A 26585-nucleotide genomic window follows, 5' to 3' on the forward strand; every position below is an offset into this window, starting at 1 on the left:
CTCTCATGACGCATGCGACCACCCCGCCCATCTTCGACGGCCACAACGATCTCCTGCTGCGCCTGCTGGGCGGCGCGGTCACCGCGAGCGGCGTCGCCAACGGTCTTGGCAGTGGCCACATCGACCTGCCCCGGGCGCAGCGGGGCGGCTTCGGCGGCGGCTTTTTCGCGATCTTTGTGCCGAGCCCGGCCAAGCCCGGCGACGACCTCGACGCGATGAGCCGCCCGCAGTATGATCTGCCGTTGCCCGAGATGATCCCCCAGCCCGAGGCGCTCGAGACCACATGGCGCGGGGTCGAGGCCTTTGAAGCACTGGCCGCCGCCGGGGCCATCACCCCCTGCACCACCGTCGCCGAAATCGAGGCCGCGCTCGGCGGGCCGAAGATGGCGGGGGTGCTGCACCTTGAGGGCGCCGAGGCGATCGGCCCCGATCTCGAAGAGCTGCACGCGCTTTATGCCCGCGGACTGCGCTCGCTGGGCCCGGTCTGGTCGCGCCCGACGATCTTCGGCAATGGCGTGCCCTTCCGCTACCCCTCCACCCCCGACACCGGCGACGGGCTCACCGAGGCCGGCAAGCGGCTGGTCAAGGAATGCAACGCGCTCAAGGTGATGATCGATGTGTCTCACCTCAACGAGAAGGGCATGGACGACGTGGCCGCGCTTTCGGATGCGCCGCTGGTCGCCACCCATTCGAACGCCCATGCGGTGACCACCCACGCCCGCAACCTCACCGACCGGCAACTGGCGATGATCGCCGAGAGCGACGGTATGGTCGGCATCAACTTCGCCACCGCCTTCCTGCGCGAGGACGGGCGGATGGGAAGCGACTGCGGCCTCGACGTGGTGCTGCGCCATCTGGACCACCTGATCGGCAAGCTCGGCGAGGACCGGGTCGGCTTCGGCTCGGACTTCGACGGCGCGACCGTGCCCGAGGGCATCGCCGATGTCGCCGGCCTGCCGAACCTGCGCGCCGCGCTCACCGCGCATGGCGTCGACGCCGCGCTGATGGAGAAGCTCTGCCACGGCAACTGGCTGCGCGTGCTGCGCAAGACCTGGGGCGCCTGAGTCGCCGCGCGGCTCACCCGTCTTGCGCGTCAAGACGCCCCCCGGCCCACCCGGACATCGGCCCCTAGCAAAAAAGGCAGGGAAGCGCGTGCTCCCCTGCCTTTTTCAGCATGTACACGCAGTGCGGGCGGTCAGACGGCTTCGAGAGCCGCGGTCACATCGTCCGGCGCGCCGACGTTGCGCAGGACGGCGCTGCGCTCGATGCGCTTGACCATGCCCGACAGCGCCTTGCCCGCGCCGATCTCCCAGAACTCGGTCACGCCCTGTGCGACCATGTATTCCACCGACTCGCGCCAGCGCACCGAGCCGGTCACCTGCTCGACCAGCAGCGCGCGGATGCGGGCGGGGTCGGTGACGGCCTCGGCGATCACGTTGGCGACCAGCGGCACGCTCGGCGCGGTGATCTCGACCTGCTCCAGCGCCTCGGCCATGACTTCGGCGGCGGGGGCCATCAGGGCGCAGTGGAAGGGGGCGCTCACCGGCAGCAGCAGCGCGCGCTTGGCGCCTTTCGCCTTGGCGATATCAAGCGCACGCTCGACCGCGCCCTTGCTGCCCGAGATCACCACCTGCGACGGATCGTTGTCATTGGCCGCGGCGCAGACTTCGCCCTGCGCGGCTTCTTCCGCGACAGCACGGGCGCTTGCCAGATCGAGGCCGAGCAGCGCCGCCATGGCGCCCTCGCCGACCGGGACGGCGGCCTGCATGGCCTTGCCCCGGGTGCGCAGCAGCTTGGCCGCGTCGCCGACGCTCAGCGCGCCGGCGGCGGTCAGCGCCGAGTATTCCCCCAGCGAATGGCCGGCAACGAAGCGCGCCGCGCCGATCTCGATGCCCTCGGCCTCGAGCGCCCGCATGGCGGCGAGCGAGGTCGCCATCAGCGCCGGCTGCGCGTTCTCGGTCAGGGTGAGCGTTTCGATCTCGCCCTCCCAGATCAGCGACGAGAGGTTCTCTCCCAGTGCCGAATCCACCTCGTCGAACACGGCTTTTGCCGACGGGTAGGTCTCGGCAAGCGCCTTGCCCATGCCGATGGTCTGCGCCCCCTGACCGGGGAAAATGAAAGCTCGCGTCATGATCGTCTCTCCTAAGGCTCTGTCCGCGCTTTGGCGCGCAGTCCTACTCCCAAGCGCAGGTCCGCGCAACGCCCGGCGCTTCCGACGGATCTTTCAGACCCAAATACCCATAGCGCGCCCGCCAAGGTGACAGCACCTTTGTCAGGCGCCGCATTCGCGCGTATGAGGGGCCCGCGGGGGGTCCACACCCCGCCAACGAGGAGACGCGACCGAGATGACCCTGCTTCGACGCACCGTTCTGGCGCTTGCCGCAGCCACTGCCCTGACCCCGACCACCCTGCTTGCCCAAGCGGCGGACACGGCGCCGATCAAGATCGGCGAGATCAACCACTTCAAGCGCCTCGCGGCCTTTGCCGAGCCCTACCGCAAGGGTATCGAGCTGGCGGTGTCCGAGATCAACGCGGGCGGTGGTGTGCTCGGCCGACCGCTGGAGTTCATCTTCCGCGACGACCAGGGCGATCCCGCCGAGGCGGTGCGCATCGCCGAGGAACTGATGACCCGCGATGGCGCGGTGATGCTCACCGGCACGATCCTCAGCAACGTCGGGCTGGCAATCAGCTCCTTCGCCGCCGAGAAGCATTACGTCTACCTCGCCTCGGAACCGCTGGCGGACACGCTGGTGTGGGGGTCGGGCAATCCCTACACTTTCCGCCTGCGCACCTCGACCTGGGTGCAGGCGGCGATGCTGGCTGAGCAGGCGGCGAGCACCGACGCCATCCGCTATGCCACCATCGCGCCGAACTACGCCTATGGCACCGAGGCGGTGGAGGCCTTCAAAGCCAACCTCAAGCGGCTCAAGCCCGACGTCGAGTTCGTCGCCGAGCAATGGCCGCCGCTCTTCAACATCGACGCCGGCGCCGAGGCACAGGCGCTGGAACGCGCCAAGCCCGATGCGATCTACAACGTTACCTTCGGCACCGACCTTGCAAAACTCGTGCGCGAGGGCACCGACCGCGGGCTCTTCGACGGGCGCGACGTCTATGGCCTGCTGACCGGCGAGCCCGAGTACTTGGAGCCGCTCGGCGACGAGGCGCCCGAGGGCTGGTTCGTCACTGGCTACCCCTGGTACGACTTTGCCGAGGATACCCCCGGCGGTGCCTTCGTCGCCGCCTACGAGGAGAAGTTCGGCGAGACCCCGAAGAACGGCAGCAACGTCGGCTATCTCACCGCACTCTCGGTCGCCGCCGCCATCGAACGCGCCGGCAGCACCGAAACCGAGGCAATCCGCGCCGCTTTCGAGGATCTGGAAATCCCCGATACCCCCATCGGCCCCCTGCACTACCGCGCGCTCGACAATCAGTCGACGCTGGGCGCCTTCGTCGGCACCACGGCGCTCAACGATGCGGGCGAAGGCGTGATGGTGGATTGGTCCTACAAGGACCCCGCGCCCTACATGCCCTCGGACGACGAGATCCGCGCCATGCGCCCCGCCGAGTGAGCCCGGGCTGAAACATGGGCGGAGAGGCCCTTGCGCCTCTCTGCCTTCCCGCCGTCCTCTGGCGGACCGATCTTGCGCCACCGGCAGCCGGCGACCGCTCTGCCCTGGCCGCGCGCCTGTGCCGCCCATATCCCACCTACCGAAAGCCGAGCCTCCGCCCCATGGCCTTCTACCTCGCCCTGTTCCTGACCGGTCTTGCCAATGCCGCGGCGCTCTTTCTCGTTGCCTCGGGGCTGTCGCTGATCTTTGGCGTTACGCGCATCGTCAACTTCGCGCATGGCTCCTTCTACATGCTGGGGGCCTTCATCGGGGTCACGTTGATGCAGCTGCTTCCCGGTGCGGTGGGCTTTTGGGGGGCGATCCTGCTGACCGGGCTTGCCGTAGGAGGCATCGGTGCGCTGATCGAAATCGTCGTGCTGAGGCGCATCTACCGTGCCCCCGAACTCTTTCAGCTGGTCGCCACCTTCGGGGTGATCCTGATCATCCAGGATCTGGCGCTGATGATCTGGGGGGCCGAGGACCGGCTCGGCCCGCGCGCGCCCGGCCTGCGCGGCGTCTGGCGCATCTTCGGCGAACCGGTGCCCAAGTATGACATCGTGCTGATCGCGATCACGCCGATCATCCTGCTGGCGCTTTGGTACCTGATCACCCGTACACGGCTCGGCATCCTCGTGCGCGCGGCAACGCAGGACCGCGAGATGGTCGGCGCGCTCGGGGTCAACCAGGCGTGGCTCTTCACCGGCGTCTTTGCCCTTGGCTCCGCGCTGGCCGGATGGGGCGGCGCGCTGCAGCTGCCGAAAGGCGGCGCAGACTTGCTGATGGATTTCAACATCATCGGCGCGGTTTTCGTGGTGGTCGTGATCGGCGGCATGGGGAGCTTGCCCGGCGCCTTCATCGCGTCGGTGCTGATCTCGGTGCTCAATGCCTTTGGCGTGGCCTTCGTGCCGCAGTCGACGCTGGTGCTGATGTTCGTGGTCATGGCGGCGGTGCTGATCGTCCGGCCCTACGGCCTCCTGGGCCGCGAGGAGGTGGCGGGCGAGCACGGGCAGGTTGGCGCGCCGGAGACCCCGATCCGCCCCTATGGCGCGGTCGGCATCGCGCTCACCGCCGCGCTCTTGATCCTGCTCGCGGCCCTGCCCGGCGTGGCCGAGCCATTCGTGCTGACCCTGGTGATCGACATCGTGGTCTTCGCCCTCTTCGCCGCCTCGTTGCATTTCATCCTCGGCACCGGCGGAATGGTGAGCTTCGGCCACGCCGCCTTCTTCGGCGGCGGCGCCTATGCGGCGGCGCTGCTGGTCTTCCATACCGACACTCCGATGGAGCTGGCTTTCCTCTTCGCGCCGCTCGCCGCCGGTCTTCTGGCGCTGGGGATCGGTTGGTTCTGCATCCGTCTCTCGGGGGTCTATTTCGCCATGCTGACGCTGGCTTTCTCGCAGCTCGTCTGGTCGCTGGCCTTCCAGTGGCGCAGCCTGACGCGTGGCGACGACGGGCTCATCAACATCTGGCCGGCAGACTGGCTGAACGGCCCGCTGCCCTATTACTACTTCACGCTGGCGTTCGGGGTCGGCGGCATTCTCACCCTGCGGCACATCATCCATTCGCCCTTCGGCTATGCACTGCGTGCCGGGCGCGACAGCCCGCGACAGGCCGAGGCCATGGGCATCAACGTGCGGCGCGTGCAGCTCGTCGCCTTCGCGATCGCCGGGATGATGGCGGGGCTGGCGGGCGGGCTCTTCGTCTTCTCCAAGGGCTCGGTCTTTCCCACCGAGCTGGAGATCGCCAAGAGCTTCGACGCGCTGATCGTGGTCTTCCTTGGCGGGGTAAAGACCTTGGCCGGCGGCGTGGTCGGCGCGAGCTTCCTGACCTCGGTCGAGCATTGGCTCACCCGGCTGGAGTACTGGCGTCTGCTGCTGGGGCTGGTCATCATTGCCGTGGTCATTCTGATGCCCGAGGGCATCGTCGGGACCCTGCGGCGGCTGGCGCTGCGCTTCCGGTCCTCGGACGAGGAGGCGGAGCGATGACAGAGATCCTGCGCGCCGACAACCTGCGCAAGAGCTACGACGGCTTCCTCGCCGTGGACGGGGTCAGCTTCTCGGTCCGCGAGGGCGAACTGAAGGCCCTCATCGGCCCCAACGGCGCCGGCAAGTCCACCTGCTTCAACATGCTCACCGGGCAGCTCAAGCCTACGACGGGCGAGGTCTATCTGCGCGGCACCAAAATCACCGGCAAGCCGCCGCGGGACATCTGGCGAATGGGCGTCGGGCGCACTTTCCAGATCACCGGCACCTATCGCTCGATGAGCGTTGTCGAGAACGTCCAGATGGCCCTGATCAGTCACCACCGGCGGCTCTTCTCCTTCGGGCCACGGGCGTGGAAACTCTACCGCGAGGACGCGCTGGAGGTCCTGCGCACCGTCTCGCTGGCAGATCAGGCCGACCGCCCCTGCTCGGTGCTGGCCTATGGCGATCTCAAGCGGCTCGAGCTGGCCATCGCGCTCTGCCACCGCCCGCGTCTGTTGCTGATGGACGAGCCGACGGCGGGCATGGCCCCTTCGGCGCGGATCGACCTCATGCAGCTGGTGGCGGATATCGTGCGCGAACAGGGGCTCTCGGTGCTCTTTACCGAGCATGACATGGACGTGGTCTTTGCCCATGCGCATCACATAATGGTGCTGAACCGGGGCAAGCTGATCGCCGATGGCACCGCCGAGCAGGTGCGCAGCGATCCGAGCGTGCAGGAGGTCTACCTGGGTGGCGGGACGCTCTTCAAGGAGGCCGGCGATGCTTGACGTTTCCGAGATCCACAGCTTCTACGGCAAGGCGCATATCCTGGGCGGGCTGAGCTTTTCCGTAGCGCGCGGCGAGGTGGTCGCGCTGCTCGGGCGCAACGGCGCGGGCAAGTCCACAACGCTGAAATCGGTGATGCAACTGCTGCCGCCGCGCGCGGGCTCGGTGACTTTCGAAGGGCGCGAGCTGGTCGGCCTGCCCGCCTACCGCGTCGCCAAGTCGGGGATCGGCTATGTGCCCGAGGACCGGCGGGTCTTTTCGGACCTCACCGTGCTCGAGAACCTCGAGGTCGGCCGCCAGCCCAAGCGCGACGGGGCGCCGCATTGGACCGTCGAGCAACTCTTCGAGCTCTTTCCAAACCTCGCGGAGCGGCGGCACAACCGCGGCAAGCACATGTCGGGCGGCGAACAGCAGATGCTCACCATCGCCCGCACGCTGATGGGCAACCCGGCGCTGCTGTTGCTCGACGAGCCCTCCGAGGGCATCGCCCCGGTGATCGTCGAGCAGATGGCGCGCAGCATCCTCAGGCTCAAGGCCGAGGGGCTGACGGTGCTCATCTCGGAACAGAACCTGCATTTCGCCCGCGCCGTCGCCGACCGGGCGATCATACTCGAGAGCGGTCGGAAAAAGTTCGACGGCAGCTTCGGAACGCTCGAAAAGCAGCCGGAAATCCGGGACGCCTACCTGTCGGTCTAGAATTGACGCCAAGTAGCGCCACATCGGCGTTGCGATGCGGCGCCGGGCGCCCTACCTCTTTCAAGGAGGAAGGAGCGCACCAATGGCCGACACGCCCAAAGCCCGCACCAGCGACGAGCATGGCTACCAGCTGCACGAGCAGGTGGGCTTCCTGCTGCGCAAGGCCTACCAGCGCAATTGCACGATCTTCTCGGACAAGATCGACGGCGCCCTGACACCGATGCAGTTCTCCATCCTGCACCGGCTGGCCGAGGACGGACCGATGTCGCAGAACATGCTGGGTCGCTCGGTGGCCATGGACGGGGCGACGACGAAAGGCGTGGTCGACCGGCTTGGCGCGCGCGGCCTGCTGCGCACCGAGCGCGACCCCACGGACCGGCGCCGGCATCTCGTCTCGCTCACCCCCGAGGGCGTGGCGCTGGTGGACAGCGCGACATATGCAGCCATCGAGGTCAGCGCCGACATGCTCGACCCGCTGAACAAGCGCGAGCGCCAGACCCTGATCCGCCTGCTTGGCAAGATCGCCACGTGACAGGGACGTGCCGCCGCGCCCGGCAGCGTCAGGCCGTGGCCTTGCCACCCTTCACCCGGCGCACCAGGAGCATGACCAGCACGTAGAAGCCCGGAACCAGGAAGATGCCGATGGCGGTCGAGGCGATCATCCCGCCGATCACCCCGACGCCGATGGCGTTCTGCGCCCCCGCCCCCGCGCCGCTGGCCGTGGCCAGAGGCACCACCCCGAGGATGAAGGTCAGCGCGGTCATGAGGATCGGCCGCAGGCGCAGCTGCGCCGCCTCCTTGGCGGCCTGCGCGATGCTCCGCCCCTGCCGCCTCAGGTCCTCGGCGAACTCGACGATCAGGATCGCGTTGCGCGCAGAAAGGCCGATCGTCGTCAGGATGCCGACCTTGAAGTAGACGTCGTTCGACTGGCCGAACCAATAGGCCGCCAGCAGCGCCCCAAACAGGCCGACCGGCACCGACAGCATCACCGAGAAGGGGATCGCCCAGCTTTCGTAAAGCGCCGCCAGCGCAAGGAACACCACGAGCCCAGAGATCGCGTAGAGCAGTGGCGCCTGCGCGCCCGACTGCTGCTCCTGGTATGACAGCCCCGTCCAGGCCAGCCCGTAGCCGCCGTCCATGCCGTTGACCAACTCCTGCATGACGGTCATCGCGACGCCCGAGCTGACATCGGCGCTCGGCGAGCCCGAGACCTCGATCGCCTGCGTCGCCGAGTAGCGCTGAAGGCGCGGGGCGACGGGCTCCCATTCGGTTTTCATGAAAGCCGAGAAGGGCACCATCTCGCCCTCCGCGTTCCTGGCGTACCACGCCATGATGTTCTCGGGTTGCATGCGGTGCTCGGCATCGGCCTGCACAATGACCGGGCGAAGCTCCGAGCCGAGGACGAAGTCGTTCACCTCGCTGCCCGAGAAGATCACCGAGAGCATCGCATTGATCTCCGACAGCGTGAGCCCGAAGCTCTCGGCCTTCTCGCGGTCGATGGAGATGCGCAGCGCGCTCTCGTTCTCGGTGCCCGAGACCCGGACGTTGGCGATCTCGGGCCGCGCGGCGGCGAGCGCTTCGAGCCGGTCGGCGGCATCCTGCAGCGCCTCGACACCGTTGCCCGCCTGATCGACGAGGTAGAACGAGAAGCCGCCGGTGTTGCCGAGGCCGCGGATCGCGGGCGGCTGCATCACCATGATCTGTCCGGCGCGGCTCGAAGCAAAGGCCGCGGTGGCCCGCGCCGCCACGGCGTTGGCCGAGAGCTCGGGCTTGTCCTGCCGCAGCGCGAAGTCGCGCAGTTTCACGAAGACCATGGCGCGGTTCTGCCCCGAGCCGCCAAAGCCGAAACCCAGCGAGGCGAAGGTGCTTTCGACCGCCTCGCTCTCTTGGTTCAGCAGGTAATCCTCGACCTGCTCCAGCGTGGCCTTCGTCTGCTGCGTCGTCGCGCCTTCGGTGAGGTTGATGATCGTCATCAACACGCCCTGGTCCTCGGCAGGAATGAAGGAGGAGGTCAGCCGCTCGTTGACCACCCACGCCCCGCCAAGCGCCGCCGCCAGCACCAGCAGAACCAGCGCGGGCATCTTCAGCGACCAGTCGACGACGCGTCCGTAGCCCTCGGTGACCTTGCCGAGCCCGGCGTTGAACCAGCGCGCCGGGGGGAATTTCGCCGGACCGTGCGCGGGTTTCAGCAGCCGCGCCGACATGGGCGGCGAAAGGATGATCGCCATGATCAGCGAGATCGCCATGGCCGCGACCATGGTGATCGAGAACTGCCGATAGATCACCCCGGTGGATCCGCCGAAGAAGGCCATCGGCAGGAAAACCGCCGCCAGCACCACGTTGATCCCGACGAGCGCCGAGGTGATCTGGCTCATCGAGCGTTTCGTCGCCTCGAAGGCCGAGAGCTTCTCTTCCTCCATCAGGCGCTCGACGTTCTCGACCACCACGATGGCGTCATCCACGAGCAAACCGATGGCCAGCACCATGGCGAACATGGTCAGCGTGTTGATCGAATAGCCCGCGACCATCAGCACCCCGAAAGTCCCGAGCAGCACCACCGGCACGGCGATGAGCGGCACCAGCGTGGCGCGCCAGCTCTGCAGGAAGATCAGCAGAACCGCGAGCACCAGCACGATCGCCTCGAAGAGCGTGTGATAAACCTGCTCGATCGACAGCTCGACGAAGGGCGAGGTGTCATAGGCGGTGCGGAACTCCACCCCCTCGGGCAGCGCGGCGCTCAGCCGGTCCAGCTGCGCGCGCACGGCGGCGGCGGTGTCCACGGCGTTGGCGCCAGTTTCGAGGTTCACCCCGAAGCCCGAGGCGTTGAGCCCGTTGAAGCGCGAGTCCCCGCCGTAGCTCTCCTGCCCGATCTCGACCCGCGCTACGTCGCCGAGCCGCACCACCCCACCCTCTTCCGAAGAGCGCAGCAGGATGGACTCGAATTCATCCACGGTGGTCAGCTGGCTCTGGGCGGTGATGGTCGCGGTGAACTGCTGGCCCCTGGTGGTGGGCTGCTCCCCGAGCGCGCCGACCGAGACGGTGGAGTTCTGCGCCGAGACCGCGCTCATCACATCCGAGGGGGTGAGCTGGTAGCGCGCCAGCGACAGCGGATCGAGCCAGATGCGCATGGCATAGCCCGAGCCGAAGCTCTGCACGCCGCCGACGCCCTCGGTGCGCTCGATCGGCCCTTCGACCGTGGTGGACATGATGTCGCCCAGCTCGACCGTGCTGTAGGTGCCGGTGGTGTCGACCAGCGCGCCGACCATGAGGATCGACGAGGAGGACCGCGAAACGCTCACCCCCTGGCTCTGCACCGCGTTCGGCAGGCGACCCTCGACCTGGCTGATCTTGGACTGCGCCTCGTTCTGGGCGTCCACCGGATCGACGCTCTCGTCGAAGGTGATCTCGATCGAGGCCCGCCCCTTGGACGAGCTGGAGGTCATGTAGAGCATGCCTTCGAGGCCGGTCATCGCGTCCTCGATCTCGCGAGTCACCGAGTTCTGCACCGCCTCGGCGGTGGCGCCGCTGTAGCTGGCCGAGACCCGCACCGTGGTGGGGGCGATGTCAGGATACTGGCTGACCGGCAGGGTGACCACGGCCAAGGCCCCCGCCAGCATGGTGAGGATCGCCAGCACCCAGGCAAAGACCGGGCGCGCAATAAAGAAATTTCCCATGCCGTCAGCCCTTTGCCCGCGTATCCGCAGCGGGCTCGGGCGCGGCACCGAAGCTGTCGGGCCTCCCGTCGGCGCGGGTGACCACGCCGGTTTCGGAAATCACCACATCGATGGGGCTGACCGCAGCGCCGCGCTGCAGGTTGCGCAGCCCATCGACGATGAGCTGCTCGCCGATCTCGACGCCCTCGGTGACGATCCAGGCGTTGTTGTAGCTGCCCTGCGCCGCCAGGGTCCGCTTCTCGGCCTTGCCATCGGCAGCGACGAAGGCGGTCAGCGTGCCGTCCAAGGCGCGCGAGGTGGCGCCTTGCGGCACGAGGATCGAGGGGGTGGTGCCGAAGGTCAGCTTCACCCGCAGGAACTGCCCCGGAAGGATGCCGCGCCTCGGGTTGTCGAAGCGCAGCCGGATGACCGAAGTGCCGGTCGTGGTCGAAACACTCACCGGGGGCGACACGAAGGTGCCCTGCCCCTCGAACATCGAACCAGTCTCAAGTTCCAGTTCGGCCTCGATCCGCGCGCCGCGGTTCAGCGAGCCCTGGGCGAGCCGCTCTCGGGTCTGCTGCACCCGGGTGATGGATTCCTGCACGTCGACATAAATCGGGTCGATCCGCGTGACAGTGGTCAACGCGCCCTCCTGGTTGGCGGTCACCAGATCGCCGACCGAGACCTCGGGCAGCACGGCAATGCCATCGATGGGGCTGGTGATCTCGGTGCGCTCGAGGTCGAGCCTGGCGAGCTCCAGCGCTGCCTGCGCCGCGCTCAGCGTCGCCTTGGCCTGCATCACGTCGACCTCGGCGGCGTCCACGTCGGCGGCGGTCACCCCGGTGCCGACCAGCTTCTGATAGCGTGACAGCGTCGTCCCCGCGCTGCGTAGCGCCGCCTCGGCGCCCGCCACATCCGCTTCGGCGGCATCGACATCGGCCTGATAGGTGTCACCGTCGATGCGGAAGAGCACCTCGCCCTTGGTCACGTCGCTGCCCGGCTCATAGAGAATTTCGGAAATCACCCCCGAAACGCGCGGCCGGATTGCCACCTCCTCGAAGGCGGTGGAGCGCCCCGGCAGGGTCACCGAATAGGGCACGTCGCTGGCCTCGAGCGTGATCACTCCGACCTCGCGCGCCGCGCGCGCGGCCGGAGGGGCGTCCTGGGCATGCAGCAGCTCGGCCTGTGGGAGGGTCAGCGCAAAGGCTGCGACAAGGACGCGGATGGTCCGGGGGGTGCGGCTCGACGCCATCTTCTTCTCCTTCGGTCGGACGCGCGGGCGATCGCCGCCCGCGCGAACCCTTGATACGCAGCAACGGTGACTTTCCGTCTCGACATTTGGAGAACATCGTCTGACCTTTTCGTGACCGCGAGCCGGAAGGCTCAAGCCAAGGAAAAAGGGGCGTGCCGCAGCCTGCCCCTTCTCCTGGTCATGAGTGCCGGTCCTCAGCTCACCCGACGTTGATCGGGCTTTGCGACGAGCCCTCCCGGCGACTGTATCTCGCGCCGCACCGGTTTGCGCGACTGGGCCATCCAGGCGATAACAAGCATGATCACGACGCCCAGCGGCGGCAGACCCCAGCCCATCCAGGCCGACAGCGGGTTGCCCGCCATGATCACCTGGAAGGCCAGCGCGACGATGGTGCCGGTGCAGAAGACCAGCAGCCCCTGCTGGCCCAGCAGCCGCAGCGGTGCAGCCGCCTTGCTCGCGCAGAAGCGTGTCACGGCGGGCAGGCACGAGAGCACATAGGCCAGCGCCAGGATATTCAGAAGCCGCGGCAGGGCGACGAATGTCTTGTCGTGGGTGGTCAGGTGGAACGGGATCCCCGCCTGGTAGAGCCGCGCCATCTGATGATTGATCACCGCGCCGAACTCGGGGATGAACTTCCAGGCCACCACCAGACCGCAGAAACCCAGGCTTGCCCAGAAGAGCGGACGGGAAACCGGCACAAAGCGCTCGCCCCGGCGCATGGCAAGGCCAGTCAGCATGCCGATGGCGAAGAGCAGCTCCCAGCTGATCGGGTTGAAGAACCAGCCGCCGGGGTTGGGGAAGTTGGGCAGGTTAAGGCGCCAGAGACCCGCGGCCATCCAGATCGCCAGCGCGGTCCAGAGCAGCGCTTTGGGCTTCCAGAGCCCCAGCAGCAGCATCGCCGGCGCGAAGAAGAGCAGCACCGAATAGGCCGGCAAGATGTTCACGTAGCCAAGCTGGTGGGTCAGAGCGGCAATGCCGAAGAGCGACTCCTCGGGGTTGGAGAACACCTGCCGCAGGTTGATCGTCTCGAGCAGCTCGGGAAGGTTGTAGATCCCCGCCCCCGCCGAGAATATGGCAATCGCCCAGACCGTCATGAAGATATGGGCCAGGTAGAGCGTCCAGCTCCGCTTCCAGACGGGCAGCACGCCGTTCAACAGCCCGTGCTCGGCGCGCGCCTCGGGCGTTAGTCGCCCGGAATAGGCCAGGGCCGCGGCGAGGCCGGACATGATGAAGAACGCTTCGGCGGCATCCGAATGGGTGAAGTTGCGGATCGTCAGGTACTCGTAAGGGTTCCCCGGCACGTGATCGATGAAGATCATGATCAGCGCCAGCCCGCGGAAGGCGTCGATGCGTGCATCGCGCGGACGCCGCGCGGGCGGTGTCTTCGTGCCAGGAAAGGAGACGAGCTTGTGTTCAGGCTGCTGCATGCTGTGCGCCCCTTCCGAGACCGGGTTCCGGCAGGGGGGCCTGCGGCGTCCCGCTCCAGCGGGCGTGAATTTCGCGGTAGCTGCGCACCACCGGCGCGGGGGCGAGCTCATCGGGAGTGATGAAAAGACTGTGGGTCAACGGGCGCGACGTCCAGGAGATCAGAACCGGTGCGAAGAGCATCGGCAGGCAGACCGGCAGCAGCCAGGGCACCAGATCGGGCGACAGCCAGGCCGTAACCGCCAGAGCCACGGCACCGGTCGCGGTGATCCAGAGGCCCGCGCGAATGCCCTGCACCAAGGTCAACTGTCCCTCGCCGCGCTGGCTGGAGGGCCAGCCGCCGTCACGGCCGGAAAGCACCTGAAGCACGGCCTTGGTCTGGTACATCAGCATCAAGGGCGCGATGAGTGAGGTCAGCGCGACCTCGGTGATCACCGACCAGAAGGCCCGCATCCCGCCTCCGAACCCGCCGACCCGGCGGGTCAGGACGCTTTCGATGAGGATCGCGAACTTGGGCATGATGAGCAGGCCGAAAATCCCGATCATCAGGGCGATCATCTCCTTGGTCCGATCGCTCGGAAAGACCGGAAACAGCAGGTGCGGCTCGGGGAAGTAATCGGGCGGTGGCGCGGTCACCGCGGCGATCACCGAGGCCACGAGGAAGCCGAACCAAAGCAGCGACACGAGATACGAGAAGATGCCCAGCACGAAGACGAAGCGGCTCCAGGGCGCGAGGCCCGGCGCCGTCAGCAGCCGGATGTGCTGCAGATTGCCCTGACACCAGCGGCGGTCGCGCTTGGCAAAGGACAGAAGGTTCTCGGGGCCTTCCTCGAAGGAGCCGTCGATACCGCCATCCACCTCGACCTTCCAGCCCGCGCGGGCTAGCAGCGCCGCCTCGACGTAGTCATGGCTGAGGATATGCCCGCCGAAGGGCGGCTTGCCCTGCAATTCGGGCAGACCGCAGCTCTCGGCGAAGGCTTGCACCCGCACGATGGCGTTGTGACCCCAGAACGGTCCGGTCGCCCCCTGCATGCGGGCCAGCCCGCGAGTGAAGACCGGGCCATGGAAAGCAGCGGCGAACTGCATGGCGCGGCCGAAGAAGCTGCGCCCGCCGACGATGCGCGGAAGGGTCTGCAGCAGGCCGATCTGAGTGTCGGCCTGCATCCGTGCGATCATCTGACGGATGGCGGCACCCTCCATCAGGCTGTCCGCGTCGAGGATCACAGCCAGTTCGTAGGCGCCGCCGGAGCGGCGGAAGAAATCCTCGATATTGCCCGCCTTGCGACCACGGTTGTCCTCGCGGCGGCGGTAGAAGATGCGCCCATGCCCACCGGTCTCTTCGAGCAGACGCACGAAGGTGCGGCGCTCTTCTTCTGCCGCGGCGTCGTCACGGGTGTCCGACAGAATGGCAACGTCCGCCGTCACCCCTGCCGCCAGGATCGATGAGTCCATTGCGGCGATGCGCGCGAAGGTGGCCACCGGGTCCTCGTTGCAAATTGGCACGAGCACCGCGGTGCGCGGCTGCGGCATCTGCACCTGCATCTGCATCTGCATCTCGCGCGTCCCGCGCCGGCTCAGCGGCGCAAGCCCGGTGAGCGCCAGCGCAGCCCCCCAAGCCAGCCAGGCGGTGGTGACCAGGATCAGCCCGGCGCGCACGAAGTCAAAAGGTTCGACCCCGTCCTGCAGGGCAACCTCAAGCAATAGACCTGTCGCTACCCCCGCCGCGACGAGCGCGAAGGCCGCAGAGAAAAGACGGGTGGCCACAGTCATGCGGCTGGGCGAGGGCAAGACCGGCATGCGCAGGTCCTCAGGCTCTCTGGCCGGGCATCAATATGCGCGCAATCATCTCTCCCAGCGACACGCGCTCGGCGCGCGGTGCCTCGATTTCCTGCCGCGGCATGTCCATCGGCGCCTCGGGCGGAGCCCAATGCGGCATTTCGATAGCGCGAGCCTCGGCGACGTGCAGTTCCTTCATCGGTTCAGCATTCATTCCTTCACCCATTGATAAGTCCAGGTTTCGGTAAGCATACGACCATACCCTTTGAGCCCCGCCTTGAGTTCGGCGACCGCGCCGTCCGGCGCGTCGACTTCCAGAACAAGACGCCATGTCTCGGTCCCCGAGATTCGGCTCACTACCGCTTCGGCAATCTCAGCGTTGGCGGCACTTACTTGTGGTTCAACTTCGGCGCCAGCGGGAAGTTCCCCCAAAGTGCCGCCTTCGAAATCGATGACGAATTTCCGCCGATCGGTGTCCTGCTCGACCCCAGATATGCCGCCCCTGCCAACCCGCGTGCGCACCACGCGGGCCCGGTCGACGGCCCCGTCGCCCACCGGGGTCATGCCCCAATGCAGGTGATAGGAAAATTCCAGCGCATCCCCGGCCTTGGTCTCGGCCTTGGGGATCCAGAAAGCGACGATATTGTCGTTGGCCTCCAGATCCGAAGGGATCTCGACCAGCCGCACCGAGCCCTCGCCCCAATCGCCGATCGGCTCCACCAGCAGCGTCGGGCGCTTCTCGTAATGGGCCTGGGCGTCGAGGTAATGCTCGAACTCGCGAGTCCGCTGTACCAGCCCGAAGCGCACCGGGCTGAGCGCGCCGAAGTAGGAACTTGCCAGCCGCGGCGGGTTGTTGAGCGGGCGGAAGAAGGTCTCGCCGCCCTGGGTGGTCAGCATCAGCGCTTCGCTGTCGTGCACCGCAGGGCGGAAATCGTCGAAGTCACCCATGTCCGGCCCGCCGAAAAGGAACATCGAGGTGAGCGGCGCAATGCCGAGCTGCTGGATGTCATTGCGCAAGAAGAGCCGCGCGGTCACGTCGATCTGCGTGTCCTCGCCGGGGCGGATCACGAAGCGGTAGGCGCCGGTGATCGAGGCACTGCCAAGCGCCGCGTAGACGGTCATGTGCTCGGCGCCCGGGCCGGGGCGTTCGAGCCAGAACTCGTTGAACCGCGGGAATTCCTCGGCCCCCGACAGACCGGTGTTCACCGCCAGCCCGCGGGCGCTGAGCCCGTAGGTGTTGTCGCGTCCGAGCGCGCGGAAATAGCTCGCGCCGAGGAAGGCCACCAGCTCGTCGAAGGTGTCGGCGCGGTTCAGCGGGTTGTGCAGCCGGAAGCCGGCGACGCCCGGCATCTCGGCATTTTCGGGGATCGGTGTCTCGACCGAGGAATAGTCGAAATCCGCGGTCGAGAAATGCATCAGCCGCGACTCGCCGTTGACCACCTCATGCAGGCGCACAGGCTGCTTGAACAGCCAGCCGAGGTGGAAGGCATGCAGCCGGAACGTGTCGTCCGGCAGATCCGCCCAACGGGCCTTGTCGGGATCGAACCGGATGCGCTGGTAGCCGTCGTAGTCGAGCTCGGCAAGGAAGCCCTCGACCTGCTCGGGTTCCAGCGGGGGCGCTTTCGCGGCCTCGGCCATCTGCGCCGAGAGGATGTCGAAGGAAAAGGGGGTTGTCTCGCTCTGGGTCTGCTCGTCGGGGGCCGCGTTGGTGCCTTCTTCGGTCGTCTCCTGCGCGTCAAGGGACGTCGCGCTCAGAAGCGCGGGAACGGCGGCGGAGCCGGCAAGCTGGGCCAGGAACTGGCGTCGGTTTTGACGCGCCACGAACGCGCGTCCGGACACAACAGGACTAGAGATCGGATACTTCCGCAAATGTCTGCTCCAAGGGGTGGTACTGGGCGGGAATCTGATAGCGAGTACGGGAAAGACAACACCCCGTAATCTAAGGGGTTCCCTACAAAAGCGGGCTTTTGCTGCGCGGCGGCAAGACTCTGCCGAATCTCCGCTCATGCTGCGCTTTCGAAGGCAATCCACTGGCGGATTGCCGCAGATTCAGGCGGTTGGCAAGCGGAGTCTCGCTCGCAATTCAACTGCTGCGCGTAAAATAGGCGAAACAAGAATACAGGGTGCGTGATCAGCGAGTCGATCGGCCGCCTCGCCCAACGGCCCCCCTCCGATGATCACCGCCTCGGCGCCGTCGCCATGCGCGCGTATCGCGGCATAAAGCAATGCGTTGTCTAGCTTTTTGGGATCTTCAGACAGCGCGATCGGGTCCCCCTCGGCAAGGTAGGTCCCAAGATAGCGCCCGTCGGGAGCGGCACTGTTCATCAATCGATCAATGCTTGTTTCCAGTGCAGGCGTATGGGTGACCACGGCAAAGGCGCGGCCTCCTTTTGCTGCCGCACGGGCCGCGGCGGCGCCAATGCCGATTACGGGAACCTGCAACCTCGCAGCCAGCGCCACCTGCCCCGGATCGCCAAAGGCCGAGACGATGACCCCGGCGCACTCCGGTGCAATCTCTGCCGCCGCGACATAGGCGGCGGCCTCGGCCAGCGCCTCGGGATCGGTGATCAGCGGCGGCCCCCCTGGCGCGGTCCAGCCGCGCACCCCCGGCAGCACCCGCCCCGCGATGGCGCACATGGCGCGGGTGGTGTCGGCGTTGCTGTTGGGATTGATCAGCAGGATCGAAGGGACGCCCGTGTCAATCAAGCTCGACCGTCGCCTCGATCTCGACCAGCGCGTTCGCGGGCAACGACGTGACGTTGACGGCGGTGCGGGCGTGTCGCCCAGCCTCGCCCCAGAGATCGATGAAGAGCTGCGAGGCGCCATTGACGATCAACGGCCCGTCGCCATAGCCCGGCGGCGCGGCGACAAAGCCACCCAGCCGCACCACGCTCCGAACCCGGTCGAGCGAGCCCGCGACCGCCTTGATCGAGTAGAGCAGGTTCAGCGCGCACATCCGCGCCGCCGCCTGCCCCAATTTCACGTCGAAGCCTTGTGGCACCGGGCCGAAGTACTTCGGCACACCCTCCCACTCGCAGATCTGCCCCGAAAGGAACAGAAGGTTGCCGCTGATCTTGCCGGGAAGGAACAGCGCGCGCGAGGGAGCCGAGGGCGGCAGGGCCAGGCCCATCCCGGCAAGCTTGCGTTCGATTTCTTCCATGGAACTCTCCGTCAGGCCGGAACCGCGAAACCGGCGGCGATGCGGCAGGCCAGCGAGATCAGCGACAGGTCCGAGCCGCGCGGCCCGATCAACGACAGGCCGTAGGGTGCCCCGCCCAGCCTGCCCGCCGGGAAGACCACCTGCGGCAGACCCGACAGGCCCGCGACGCAAAGCAGCCGCGCGCAGTCGTGCCGGAACCCGTCGAACAGCTCCAGCGGCGGGTCGAGCCGGAACGGCGCGTCATGCACCGCCGGGGCGAGGATCACGCCCGACTGACCCAGCAGCGCTTCGACATGCGCGGTGAAGGCGCGCCGCGCCGCCTGCCCGCCCGCGATCTCGGCCTCGGTCAGCGCCTCGGCAGCGTCGGCGCGCTGGTCGATCCCGCGCGCCAGGGGCATGCCGCTCTGGCGGATGAAGGGCAGCACCCAGTTGCGCGCATCGGCGCCGAGGGTGCGCAGGAAAGCGGTGTAAGCGGCATCGACCCCGTCGGGATAAACGCGAACCTCGCGGGCCGGAAGCTCTCCGAACCTCGCCTCCCAAAGGGCCAGCGCCTCTGGCCCGAGCTGCGCCAGCATGTCGATCGGACGCAGGAACTCCGGCACCTCGGGCAGCGGCGCGGAGCTGCCGTCCAGCAGCACAGACATCGCCCGCAGCAGCGTCTCTCCGTCACGCGCGAAGAGCCCGCAGGTGTCGTAGCTTGCGGCCAGCGGCTGCGCGAGATCGAGCGGGATGCGCCCATGGGTCGGGCGGATCCCCCAGATGCCGCAGAAACTGGCCGGCGCACGGACCGAGCCGCCGGTGTCCGAACCGATGGCGATGTCGGCGAGCCCCCCGGCCACCGCGACGGCCGAGCCCGAGGATGAACCGCCGGGGATGCGGTCCGGCGCGGCGGGGTTCACCGGCGTGCCGAAGTGCATGTTCATCCCGTACATCGACCAGGCCAGCTCGTCGGTGTGGGTCTTGCCGACGAAGCGCGCGCCCGCATCGAGTAATCTTTGCGCCGCCGGCGCGGTGGCGGCGCGCACCGGGCTCGCCGCCAGCCGCAGCGGGCAGCCCGATCCGGTGCGGTAGCCCGCCACGTCGAAGATGTCCTTCACCGCGATCGTGAGATCGGCCAGCGGCCCGTCCTCGGCGCTCTCCACCTGAACCGGCTCGTAGGGCATGAAGCAGCGGTAGGGGTCGTGCTCGATCAACATGGCTTTCCCGTCACTCCGCCGCCACGGCGGGCGCGGCCTTCACGCAGGCCACGCGTCGGCGCGGCGCGGGGGCGAAGACCGGCGGCAGCGCGGCGCGGCACTCGGCGGTGGCATGGGCGCAGCGCGGCGCAAAGGAGCAGCTGTCCGGCTTGGTCTCGAGCGAGGGCGGCGCGCCGGGGATGGCGTTGAGCCGTGCACCGCGCGCGACGTCGTGCAGGTTCGCCGCCAAGAGGCCCTGCGTATAGGGATGCTGCGCCGACTTGATGATCTCCGAGGTCGTCCCTTCCTCGACGATCTGTCCGGCGTACATCACGGCCACGCGCTCGGAGATCTCCACCGCCACGCCGATGTCATGGGTGACAAAGATCACCCCCATGCCGAACTCCTTCTGCAATTCGCGCAGCAGCAGCAGGATCTGGATCTGCACCGTGGCATCGAGCGCCGTCGTCGGCTCGTCGGCCAGCAGCAGCCGAGGCCGGCACGCCAGCGCGAGGGCGATCATGACCCGCTGGCGCATGCCCCCCGACAGCTCGTGCGGGTAGTTGTGCAGCCGCCGGTTGGCCGAGGGAATGCGCACCCGGTCGAGCATGTCGAGCGCGGTCGACATGGCGTCGGCCTTGCTGACCCCCTTGTGGCGCATGACGGACTCGGCGATCTGGTGACCGACGGTGTAGACCGGATCGAGCGCCAGCGCCGGCTCCTGAAACACCATCGAGACCTCGCCGCCCCGGTACTTCTGCAGCTTCCTGCCGGACAGGCTCAGCACGTCGGTGCCGTTGACCTCGATCTTGCCTTCGATCTCGGTGCGCTTCGGCGGCAGGAGCCCCAAAAGCGCCTTCAGCGTCACCGATTTGCCCGACCCGGACTCGCCCAGCAGCGCCAGCGTCTCGCCCTGCTCCATGCCCAGCGAGACGTCGTTGAGCGCATGCACCGTGCGCTTGCCCCTGAAGCGCAGCGTGAGGTTCTGGATGTCGAGCAGCTTTGTCATTTGCCCTCCTCCGGCTGGGTCTGGGGGGTGGGGGCGGATTGCGGCGCGGTCCAGAAGACCTCGCGCGCTTTCGTCGTGCGGCATCCCGAGAGGATCATTGCGGCACCCCCTGCCCGGCTTTCGGGTGGCCGGAGGTTGCGTCATGCAGGTGGCAGGCCGTCAGGTGTTCGGCCTTTCCCGCGAGTCCCATCAGCTTTGGCACCTTGCTCTTGCACACCTCGCTGACAAAGCGGCAGCGGGTGTGGAAGCGGCAGCCCTTGGGCGGGTCGATCGGGTTCGGCGGATCCCCGGCCAGCGGCGGCTCCTGAGTGCGGTTGTCGGGATCCATCGAGGGCATCGCCGAGAACAGCGAGCGGGTGTAGGGATGCGCCTGGCTCTCCCAGATGCTGTCCACCGGCGCGACCTCGACCACCTCGCCGAGATACATGACAAGGATGCGGTCAGAAATGTAGCGCACCACGTTCAGGTCGTGGCTGATGAAGATATAGGTCAGCCCGAACTCGCGGCGCAGGTCCGACAGCAGGTTCAGCACCTGCGCCTCGACCGATTTGTCGAGCGCAGACACGGCCTCGTCCAGCACCACCAGCCGCGGCGACATGGCGAGCGCGCGGGCGATGTTCACCCGCTGGCGCTGGCCGCCGGAGAGCTCGTGCGGGTAGCGGTGGGCGAAACGGTCGGGATCGAGCCCGACGCGCGCCATCAGGCTGCGCGCCCGTCCGTTGGGATCGTCGAGCCCCTGCACCTTGGCGCCGAAGGCTACGCTGTCCTCGATGGTCAGCCGTGGGTTGAGCGAGGCATAGCTGTCCTGAAAGACCATCTGCACATCCTTGCGCAGGTCCTTCAGCGACAGCCGCTCGCCCAGCCCCTGCCCGTCGAAGATGATCTCGCCCTTGTCCTTCTCGATGAGGCCGATGAGCAGCCGCGCGGTGGTCGACTTGCCGCAACCTGACTCGCCGACGATGCCGAGCGTCTCGCCCTTCTTCACCTCGAAGGACACGCCGTCCACCGCCTGCACCATGGCCTGTGTACGGCCAAGGATGCCGCCTCGGACGGGGAAGTGCTTTTGCAGGCCCTTGACGATGACCAGAGGCTGCGCCGGCCCGCCCTTGTCGCGGCTCGCGGGGGCAGCGGTCCTGGGTTTGATAGCAGACAGGTCAGTCACGGACATTCATCGCACTCCTCAGGCCGTCGCTCAGCAGGTTGAGACAGAGCGACGTGACAAAGATCATCACCCCCGGCAGCGCCGAGAGCCACGGGTTGATGTAGATGGCCGAGCGCAGCGTGTTCAGCATCAGCCCCCATTCGGGCTCGGGCGGGCGCACGCCGATGCCGAGGAACGACAGGCCCGCGGCAAGGATCATGCACACGCTCGTCAGCGAGGTGGCATAGACGAAGATCGGCGACAGCACGTTTCCGATCACATGCACGCGGATCACCGTCAGCGCGTTCGCCCCGGTGGCCCGCGCGGCGTCGATGTAGTCGAGCGCGCGCACCCCCGAGGTCACCGCCTCGGCGACGCGGGTGATCGGCGGGATGAAGACGATGGTCAGCGACACGAGGGAGTTGACGATCCCCGCCCCCAGCGCCCCCGAGATGGCGATCGCCAAGAGCACCGAGGGGAAGGCGAAGAAGACATCCACGATGCGCATGATGATGGTGTTGGTCATGCCGCCGACATAGCCCGCGACGATCCCCAGCGCGGAGCCGATGAAGAAGGCCAGCACCACCGGCATCAGCCCGATGAAGAGCGTCAGCCGCCCGCCGTAGATCAGCCGCGCCAGCATGTCCCGGCCCTGTTCGTCGGTGCCCAAAAGGTGCCCCTCGCTGCCGAGCGGTTTCAAGCGGGCGATCATCGAGCCCTTGTAGGGGTCGGCAAGACCAAGCCAGGGCGCGAAGATCGCCGAGAGGATCAGCGCCAGCACCACCGCGAGGCAGATCATCGAGACCGGGTCGCGCACCACTCGTGCGCCCACCCCGGCCCAGTAGCCCTGCGGTTTCTCGGCCCTGACGTCCTGCATGGTGTCGGTTTCGGCAAGAGCCATGGGTCAGCTCCTCTTGATGCGCGGATCGATCGCGGCCTGCGCCACGTCGACGATGAGGTTCATCGCCACGAAGAACAGGGCGAGGATCAGGATCGTGCCCTGCAACAGCGGCAGGTCACGCTGGAAGATGGCGTTCGACAGCAGGAACCCCGAGCCTGGCCAGTTGAACACGGTCTCAATGAGGATCGAGCCGCCCAGCAGGTAGCCCAGCTGCAGCCCCATGACCGACAGCGCCGTGGCGGCGGCGTTGCGCGCCACGTGGCGCAGCACGTCGCCGCGGCTCATGCCCTTGGCATAAAGCGCCTGCACGAAGTCCTGCGTCAGGATGTCTCCGGCGAGCGCGCGCACGGTGCGGGCGACGATGCCGATGGGCACCACGGCCAGCGTGACCGCGGGCAGGATCAGGTGGCGCATGTGCAGCCAGTCCCATTCCCAGCTCTGCGAGCCGCCCGGCCCGGCGCCCATCGAGGGCAGCCAGCCGAGGTTCACGGAAAAGATGATGACCAGCACGATGCCGAGCCAGTAGTTCGGCACCGACACGCCGGTGATCGACAGCGCGGTGACCGCGCGATCCAGCAGCGTGTCGCGGAAATAGCCCGCGAGAAAGCCGAGGAAAATGCCGATGGGAAAGGCGATGACCGCAGCCGAGACCGCCAGCAGCAGCGAGTTCTGCACCGCGCCGAAGACCTCCTGCGCGACCGGGCGACCGGTGGCGATGGACTTGCCCATGTCGCCCTGCACGAGGTTGCCGATCCAGATCGCGTATTGGATGGGCAGCGGTTTATCGAGCCCATAGGCCGCGCGCATGGCGGCCTGTTCTTCGGCGGTGGCGTCGACGGGCATGATGGCTGTGAGCGGATCGCCGGGGGCGATCTGCACCAGCAGGAAACAGATGACCGACACCCCGAAGGCCACGGGCAGCACGAGGATGAGGCGGCGGAGAAAGTAGCTGAGCACGGGTGGTGGTCCCTGGCTGGAAGTGATCCCCGCCGCAGCGCGCGCGGCGGGGGATGGGCCTGGCGGGGCCTTACTCTTCGATCGTGATCGACGAGAAGTTCTGGTACCAGTTCTGGGCCTGAACGAAGCCCTTCACCTTCGGCGCCATGGCGCGCGGGGCGACGTCATGGGTGACCATCAGGAAGAGTGCGTCATCGACGTATTTCTCATGCGTCTTGCGCAGCACCTCGTCCTGAGCCTCGGGGTCGAAGGTCGTCTTGATCTGCGAGAAAAGCTCCTGCATCTCGGGGTCGCTGTAGTGGCCCCAGTTGGTGCCGTTCGGTGCGATCAGGTTCTCGTCGAGGTGCCGGATCAGGCCGGTGAACGGGTCCTGAATGAAGTAGGTGAAGTTGATCGACATAGCGCCGTCGACCGCGGGATCGGCCGCGCCGGCACGCCACAGGTTGATCATCTGGTTCCACTCGACGACCATGAACTCGACGTCGATCCAGATCTCGGCAAGGCTCTGCTGGACATATTCGTTCATCGGCAGCGGCAGCATCTGGCCCGAACCCGAGGGCGAGATCAGCGCCTTGACCTTCAGGTGGTTGTCGGGACCGTAGCCCGCTTCTTCCATCAGCGCCTTGGCGGCCTCGAGGTCATATTTCACCTCGAAGCTCGGATTGCCGAACCACTGCGAACTCGGCGGCAGGAAGCCCTTGGCCGGAACCATGAGCCCGCCCAGCAGCGGCATCATGCCCTCGCGGTCGATGGCGAGGTTGGCGGCCTTGCGCACACGGATGTCGTTCCAGGGCGAGCCCTCGAGGCGCGACAGGTGCCAGGTCCAGTTGTGCGGATAGGCATTCGAGGAGATGACGAAACCGTTGCCTTCCATCGCCGGGATGGTGTCGGGCGCCGGGGCCTCGATCCAGTCGACCTGCCCCGAGAGCAGCGCGGCAGAGCGGGCGTTGGGCTCGGGCAGCGGGATCAGCACCATCTTGTCGAGCTTGGGGATGCGGGTCTCGTCCCAGTAATCGGCAAAGGGCACCATCTCGGCGCGCTCGCGCGGCACGAAGGTCTCGAGCTTCCAGGGGCCGGTGCCCGAGGGGCTGCCCGCAACCTTCTCCCAGTCCTTGTCCATGGCTTCCCAGTTGGCCTTGGACGACATCAGGATCCAGGTCATCTGGTAAGGCAACGTGGCGTCGGGCTCCTTGGTGGTGATCACCAGCGTGTAGTCGTCCACCGCTTCGTATGAGGCCACGGCGGGGATGCGCGACTTGCCCTGCGCCGCCTGGCGCGGGTCATACTGCTCGGAGCTCTCGTCGAGGATCTTGTCGAGGTTCCACACCACGTCGGCGGCGGTGAAGGGCGCACCGTCGTGGAAGGTCACCCCCTCGCGCAGCTTGAAGGTCCACTTGGTCTTGTCCTCGGCGTCCACCGACCACTCGGTGGCGAGGCCAGGGATCAACACCGACGGCTTGTCGGCGCTGGTGAGATCCCATTCGATCAGCGAGTCATAGACGGTGTAGCCCATGAAGCGCATGCCCTCGCCGCCCTGGTCGGTCTGACCGGTGGTGAGAGGGATGTCGGCCGCGGTCATGCCGACGCGCAGCGTGCCCTGCGCCAGTGCGGCACCGGCCATGGTGGCAGCGACGGCGAGCGCCGCGATACCTGCTTTCAGACGAAGCATTGGAACCTCCGAGATTTCCCTGTTGCACGGCCCGGCTTTTCTGTGCTGCCGGTCCCCGGATCATTTGACGCGACCACCCGGGCTTTTTGCAGTGGCCGTGGCGGTTCAGGGCAAAGCGACCGCCAACAATTGCAAAAGTCGCCCACAAAAAATGCAAACAAACCCCGCGCGCTCAGGAAAAGGGCGGCGCGAAATCGTATTTGTACGAATAAACTCGCCTCTGCCGATCGAAGGAACCCGTTGCGGATTAGCCTCACGCCATGGTGGAACGTCACAGGTTCTGCTCGCGTAAACTTTGGGAATGGGGCAGAAGACGGCTAATTATCAGTCATATGCGTCCCGGAAGCCGAAAGACGATAGCGAGTGATCAACAGACGCCAAATGATGTCCGGAGCCGCAGCCCTGCTTGCGACCGGGCTCCCGGCCGAGGCCGCCCCCCTGGATCCGGGGCAATGCTGGCGCTTCTGGCGCGCGCGGTTCGTTCAGCCCGACGGGCGCGTGGTGGATGATCTGCAGAACGCCACGAGCCACTCCGAGGGTCAGGGATACGGGCTTCTGCTGGCACAGGCCCATGGCGACGAGCGCACCTTCCGCAATATCGAGGAATGGACCGACCACAACTTGGCCATTCGCCAGGACAACCTCATGGCGTGGCAGTGGATTCCGCGCCGGCGCGACAATATCGACGACTGGCACAATGCCACCGATGGCGACCTGTTCCGGGCCTGGGCGCTGCTGCGCGCCGCGCGGGACAGCGGTTGGTGGGAATACCGCGACAAGGCCATCGCCATTGCCCGCGACATCTCGGCACTCTGCCTTGCGCCCGATCCGCGCGCACCCGGGGAGTTGCTGCTCAAGCCCGGCGCCGAATCCCGCGCCACCCCCGAGAGGGTGCTCTTCAACCCTTCCTACATCATGCCTCGCGCCCTGCGCGAGCTGGGCTACGCCGCCGACGACGACCGGCTGATCCGCGCCGCCGATCACTGCGAAACGGTGCTCGCCGAACTCTCGCGCGAGCCGGTGATGCCCGACTGGATCGACGTGACGCCGGGCGGCTTCGCCCCCCCGCAGGAACACGAGCTGCGCTCAAGCTATGACGCGCTGCGCATTCCACTCTACCTCGGCTGGTCCGAGCGCAATGGCAATCCGGCAGTGAGCCATGTGCTTGACCGGCTGGAAAGCGCGGGCGCGCCGGGTAAGCTCGCGGTGAGCGTCGATGCCGCCGGAGGCCTCCGGGACCTTTCCGACCATGCGGGCTACCTCGCGATCCTCGCCCTCGGCCGCTGCGGCCCGCTCCCCGAGATCACCACGCAGGATACGGCGCAATCCTACTATCCTGCCACCCTGCAGCTTCTTGCCCACCTCGCCAAAAGAGAACAACGTCACTGCTGACCGCCCTGTTCGGGCCACAATCCG

General features: G+C 67.1%; 22 protein-coding genes. 7 read left to right on the forward strand and 15 right to left on the reverse strand.

Annotated elements, in window-relative coordinates; genetic code table 11:
* Positions 1-5: 5 nt before the first annotated feature.
* Positions 6-1064, forward strand: coding sequence for a dipeptidase (locus CEW88_RS09635; protein WP_108966287.1), 1059 nt, complete (start codon positions 6-8; stop codon positions 1062-1064).
* Positions 1065-1195: 131 nt separating this feature from the next.
* Here CEW88_RS09635 and fabD read toward each other — a convergent pair whose 3' ends face one another.
* Positions 1196-2131 carry an ACP S-malonyltransferase gene (fabD, locus tag CEW88_RS09640; RefSeq protein ID WP_108966290.1) on the reverse strand — a complete coding sequence of 312 codons (936 nt, stop codon included), beginning with the start codon at positions 2129-2131 and terminating at the stop codon, positions 1196-1198.
* Positions 2132-2345: 214 nt separating this feature from the next.
* Here fabD and CEW88_RS09645 point away from each other — a divergent pair, with 214 nt between their 5' ends.
* From CEW88_RS09645 to CEW88_RS09665, 5 genes are all read left to right on the forward strand, one after another.
* The gene (locus CEW88_RS09645) at positions 2346-3569 is read left to right on the forward strand and encodes an ABC transporter substrate-binding protein (RefSeq protein WP_193989028.1); all 1224 of its coding nucleotides are present in this window, start codon (positions 2346-2348) and stop codon (positions 3567-3569) included.
* Positions 3570-3730: 161 nt separating this feature from the next.
* Entirely contained in the window at positions 3731-5590 is a 1860-nt protein-coding gene (locus CEW88_RS09650) for an ABC transporter permease (RefSeq protein WP_108966292.1), read from the forward strand.
* Positions 5587-6357 carry an ABC transporter ATP-binding protein gene (locus CEW88_RS09655; RefSeq protein ID WP_108966294.1) on the forward strand — a complete coding sequence of 257 codons (771 nt, stop codon included), beginning with the start codon at positions 5587-5589 and terminating at the stop codon, positions 6355-6357. Before CEW88_RS09650 ends, CEW88_RS09655 begins: the two co-directional genes overlap by 4 nt.
* The gene (locus tag CEW88_RS09660; protein WP_108966295.1) at positions 6350-7051 is read left to right on the forward strand and encodes an ABC transporter ATP-binding protein; all 702 of its coding nucleotides are present in this window, start codon (positions 6350-6352) and stop codon (positions 7049-7051) included. The genes CEW88_RS09655 and CEW88_RS09660 overlap by 8 nt, the downstream gene beginning before the upstream one ends.
* Positions 7052-7133: 82 nt before the next feature.
* Entirely contained in the window at positions 7134-7583 is a 450-nt protein-coding gene (locus tag CEW88_RS09665; RefSeq protein WP_108966297.1) for a MarR family winged helix-turn-helix transcriptional regulator, read from the forward strand.
* A gap of 28 nt (positions 7584-7611) precedes the next feature.
* On the opposite strand, the gene CEW88_RS09670 is transcribed toward CEW88_RS09665, so the two are convergent.
* From CEW88_RS09670 to CEW88_RS09730, 14 genes are all read right to left on the reverse strand, one after another.
* On the reverse strand, positions 7612-10725 hold the full coding sequence (locus CEW88_RS09670; protein WP_108966299.1) for a multidrug efflux RND transporter permease subunit: 3114 nt from the start codon (positions 10723-10725) through the stop codon (positions 7612-7614).
* Between the two features lie 4 nt (positions 10726-10729).
* Entirely contained in the window at positions 10730-11956 is a 1227-nt protein-coding gene (locus tag CEW88_RS09675) for an efflux RND transporter periplasmic adaptor subunit (protein ID WP_108966301.1), read from the reverse strand.
* A 194-nt stretch (positions 11957-12150) separates the two neighbouring features.
* Positions 12151-13383 carry an OpgC family protein gene (locus CEW88_RS09680; RefSeq protein ID WP_108966303.1) on the reverse strand — a complete coding sequence of 411 codons (1233 nt, stop codon included), beginning with the start codon at positions 13381-13383 and terminating at the stop codon, positions 12151-12153.
* Positions 13370-15178, reverse strand: a complete 1809-nt coding sequence (gene mdoH / locus CEW88_RS09685; protein WP_108966305.1) for a glucans biosynthesis glucosyltransferase MdoH — start codon at positions 15176-15178, stop codon at positions 13370-13372. The genes CEW88_RS09680 and mdoH overlap by 14 nt, the downstream gene beginning before the upstream one ends.
* Positions 15179-15188: 10 nt before the next feature.
* Positions 15189-15371, reverse strand: coding sequence for a hypothetical protein (locus CEW88_RS24485; protein ID WP_159099586.1), 183 nt, complete (start codon positions 15369-15371; stop codon positions 15189-15191).
* On the reverse strand, positions 15368-16978 hold the full coding sequence (locus CEW88_RS09690; RefSeq protein WP_254694381.1) for a glucan biosynthesis protein: 1611 nt from the start codon (positions 16976-16978) through the stop codon (positions 15368-15370). The genes CEW88_RS24485 and CEW88_RS09690 overlap by 4 nt, the downstream gene beginning before the upstream one ends.
* Positions 16979-17206: 228 nt before the next feature.
* Positions 17207-17863 (reverse strand): aspartate/glutamate racemase family protein, encoded by a 657-nt coding sequence (locus CEW88_RS09695; RefSeq protein ID WP_254694382.1) that lies wholly within the window; start codon positions 17861-17863, stop codon positions 17207-17209.
* Positions 17856-18317 carry a RidA family protein gene (locus CEW88_RS09700; RefSeq protein ID WP_108966310.1) on the reverse strand — a complete coding sequence of 154 codons (462 nt, stop codon included), beginning with the start codon at positions 18315-18317 and terminating at the stop codon, positions 17856-17858. The genes CEW88_RS09695 and CEW88_RS09700 overlap by 8 nt, the downstream gene beginning before the upstream one ends.
* 11 nt (positions 18318-18328) lie before the next feature.
* The gene (locus CEW88_RS09705) at positions 18329-19513 is read right to left on the reverse strand and encodes an amidase (RefSeq protein WP_108966312.1); all 1185 of its coding nucleotides are present in this window, start codon (positions 19511-19513) and stop codon (positions 18329-18331) included.
* Positions 19514-19523: 10 nt separating this feature from the next.
* Positions 19524-20501 (reverse strand): ABC transporter ATP-binding protein, encoded by a 978-nt coding sequence (locus CEW88_RS09710; RefSeq protein ID WP_108966314.1) that lies wholly within the window; start codon positions 20499-20501, stop codon positions 19524-19526.
* Between the two features lie 94 nt (positions 20502-20595).
* Positions 20596-21669, reverse strand: a complete 1074-nt coding sequence (locus tag CEW88_RS09715) for an ABC transporter ATP-binding protein (RefSeq protein WP_108966316.1) — start codon at positions 21667-21669, stop codon at positions 20596-20598.
* The gene (locus CEW88_RS09720; protein ID WP_108966318.1) at positions 21656-22543 is read right to left on the reverse strand and encodes an ABC transporter permease; all 888 of its coding nucleotides are present in this window, start codon (positions 22541-22543) and stop codon (positions 21656-21658) included. Before CEW88_RS09720 ends, CEW88_RS09715 begins: the two co-directional genes overlap by 14 nt.
* A 3-nt stretch (positions 22544-22546) precedes the next feature.
* Complete coding sequence (locus tag CEW88_RS09725) at positions 22547-23500, reverse strand: ABC transporter permease (protein ID WP_108966320.1); 954 nt, start codon at positions 23498-23500, stop codon at positions 22547-22549.
* Between the two features lie 70 nt (positions 23501-23570).
* Positions 23571-25169, reverse strand: a complete 1599-nt coding sequence (locus CEW88_RS09730; RefSeq protein WP_108966322.1) for an ABC transporter substrate-binding protein — start codon at positions 25167-25169, stop codon at positions 23571-23573.
* A gap of 384 nt (positions 25170-25553) precedes the next feature.
* On the opposite strand from CEW88_RS09730, the gene CEW88_RS09735 reads away from it, so the two are divergent.
* Entirely contained in the window at positions 25554-26561 is a 1008-nt protein-coding gene (locus tag CEW88_RS09735) for a glycosyl hydrolase family 8 (RefSeq protein WP_108967714.1), read from the forward strand.
* Positions 26562-26585: the final 24 nt, after the last annotated feature.

Source organism: Alloyangia pacifica (genome assembly GCF_003111685.1).
GTDB classification, from domain to species: Bacteria; Pseudomonadota; Alphaproteobacteria; order Rhodobacterales; family Rhodobacteraceae; genus Salipiger; species Salipiger pacificus_A.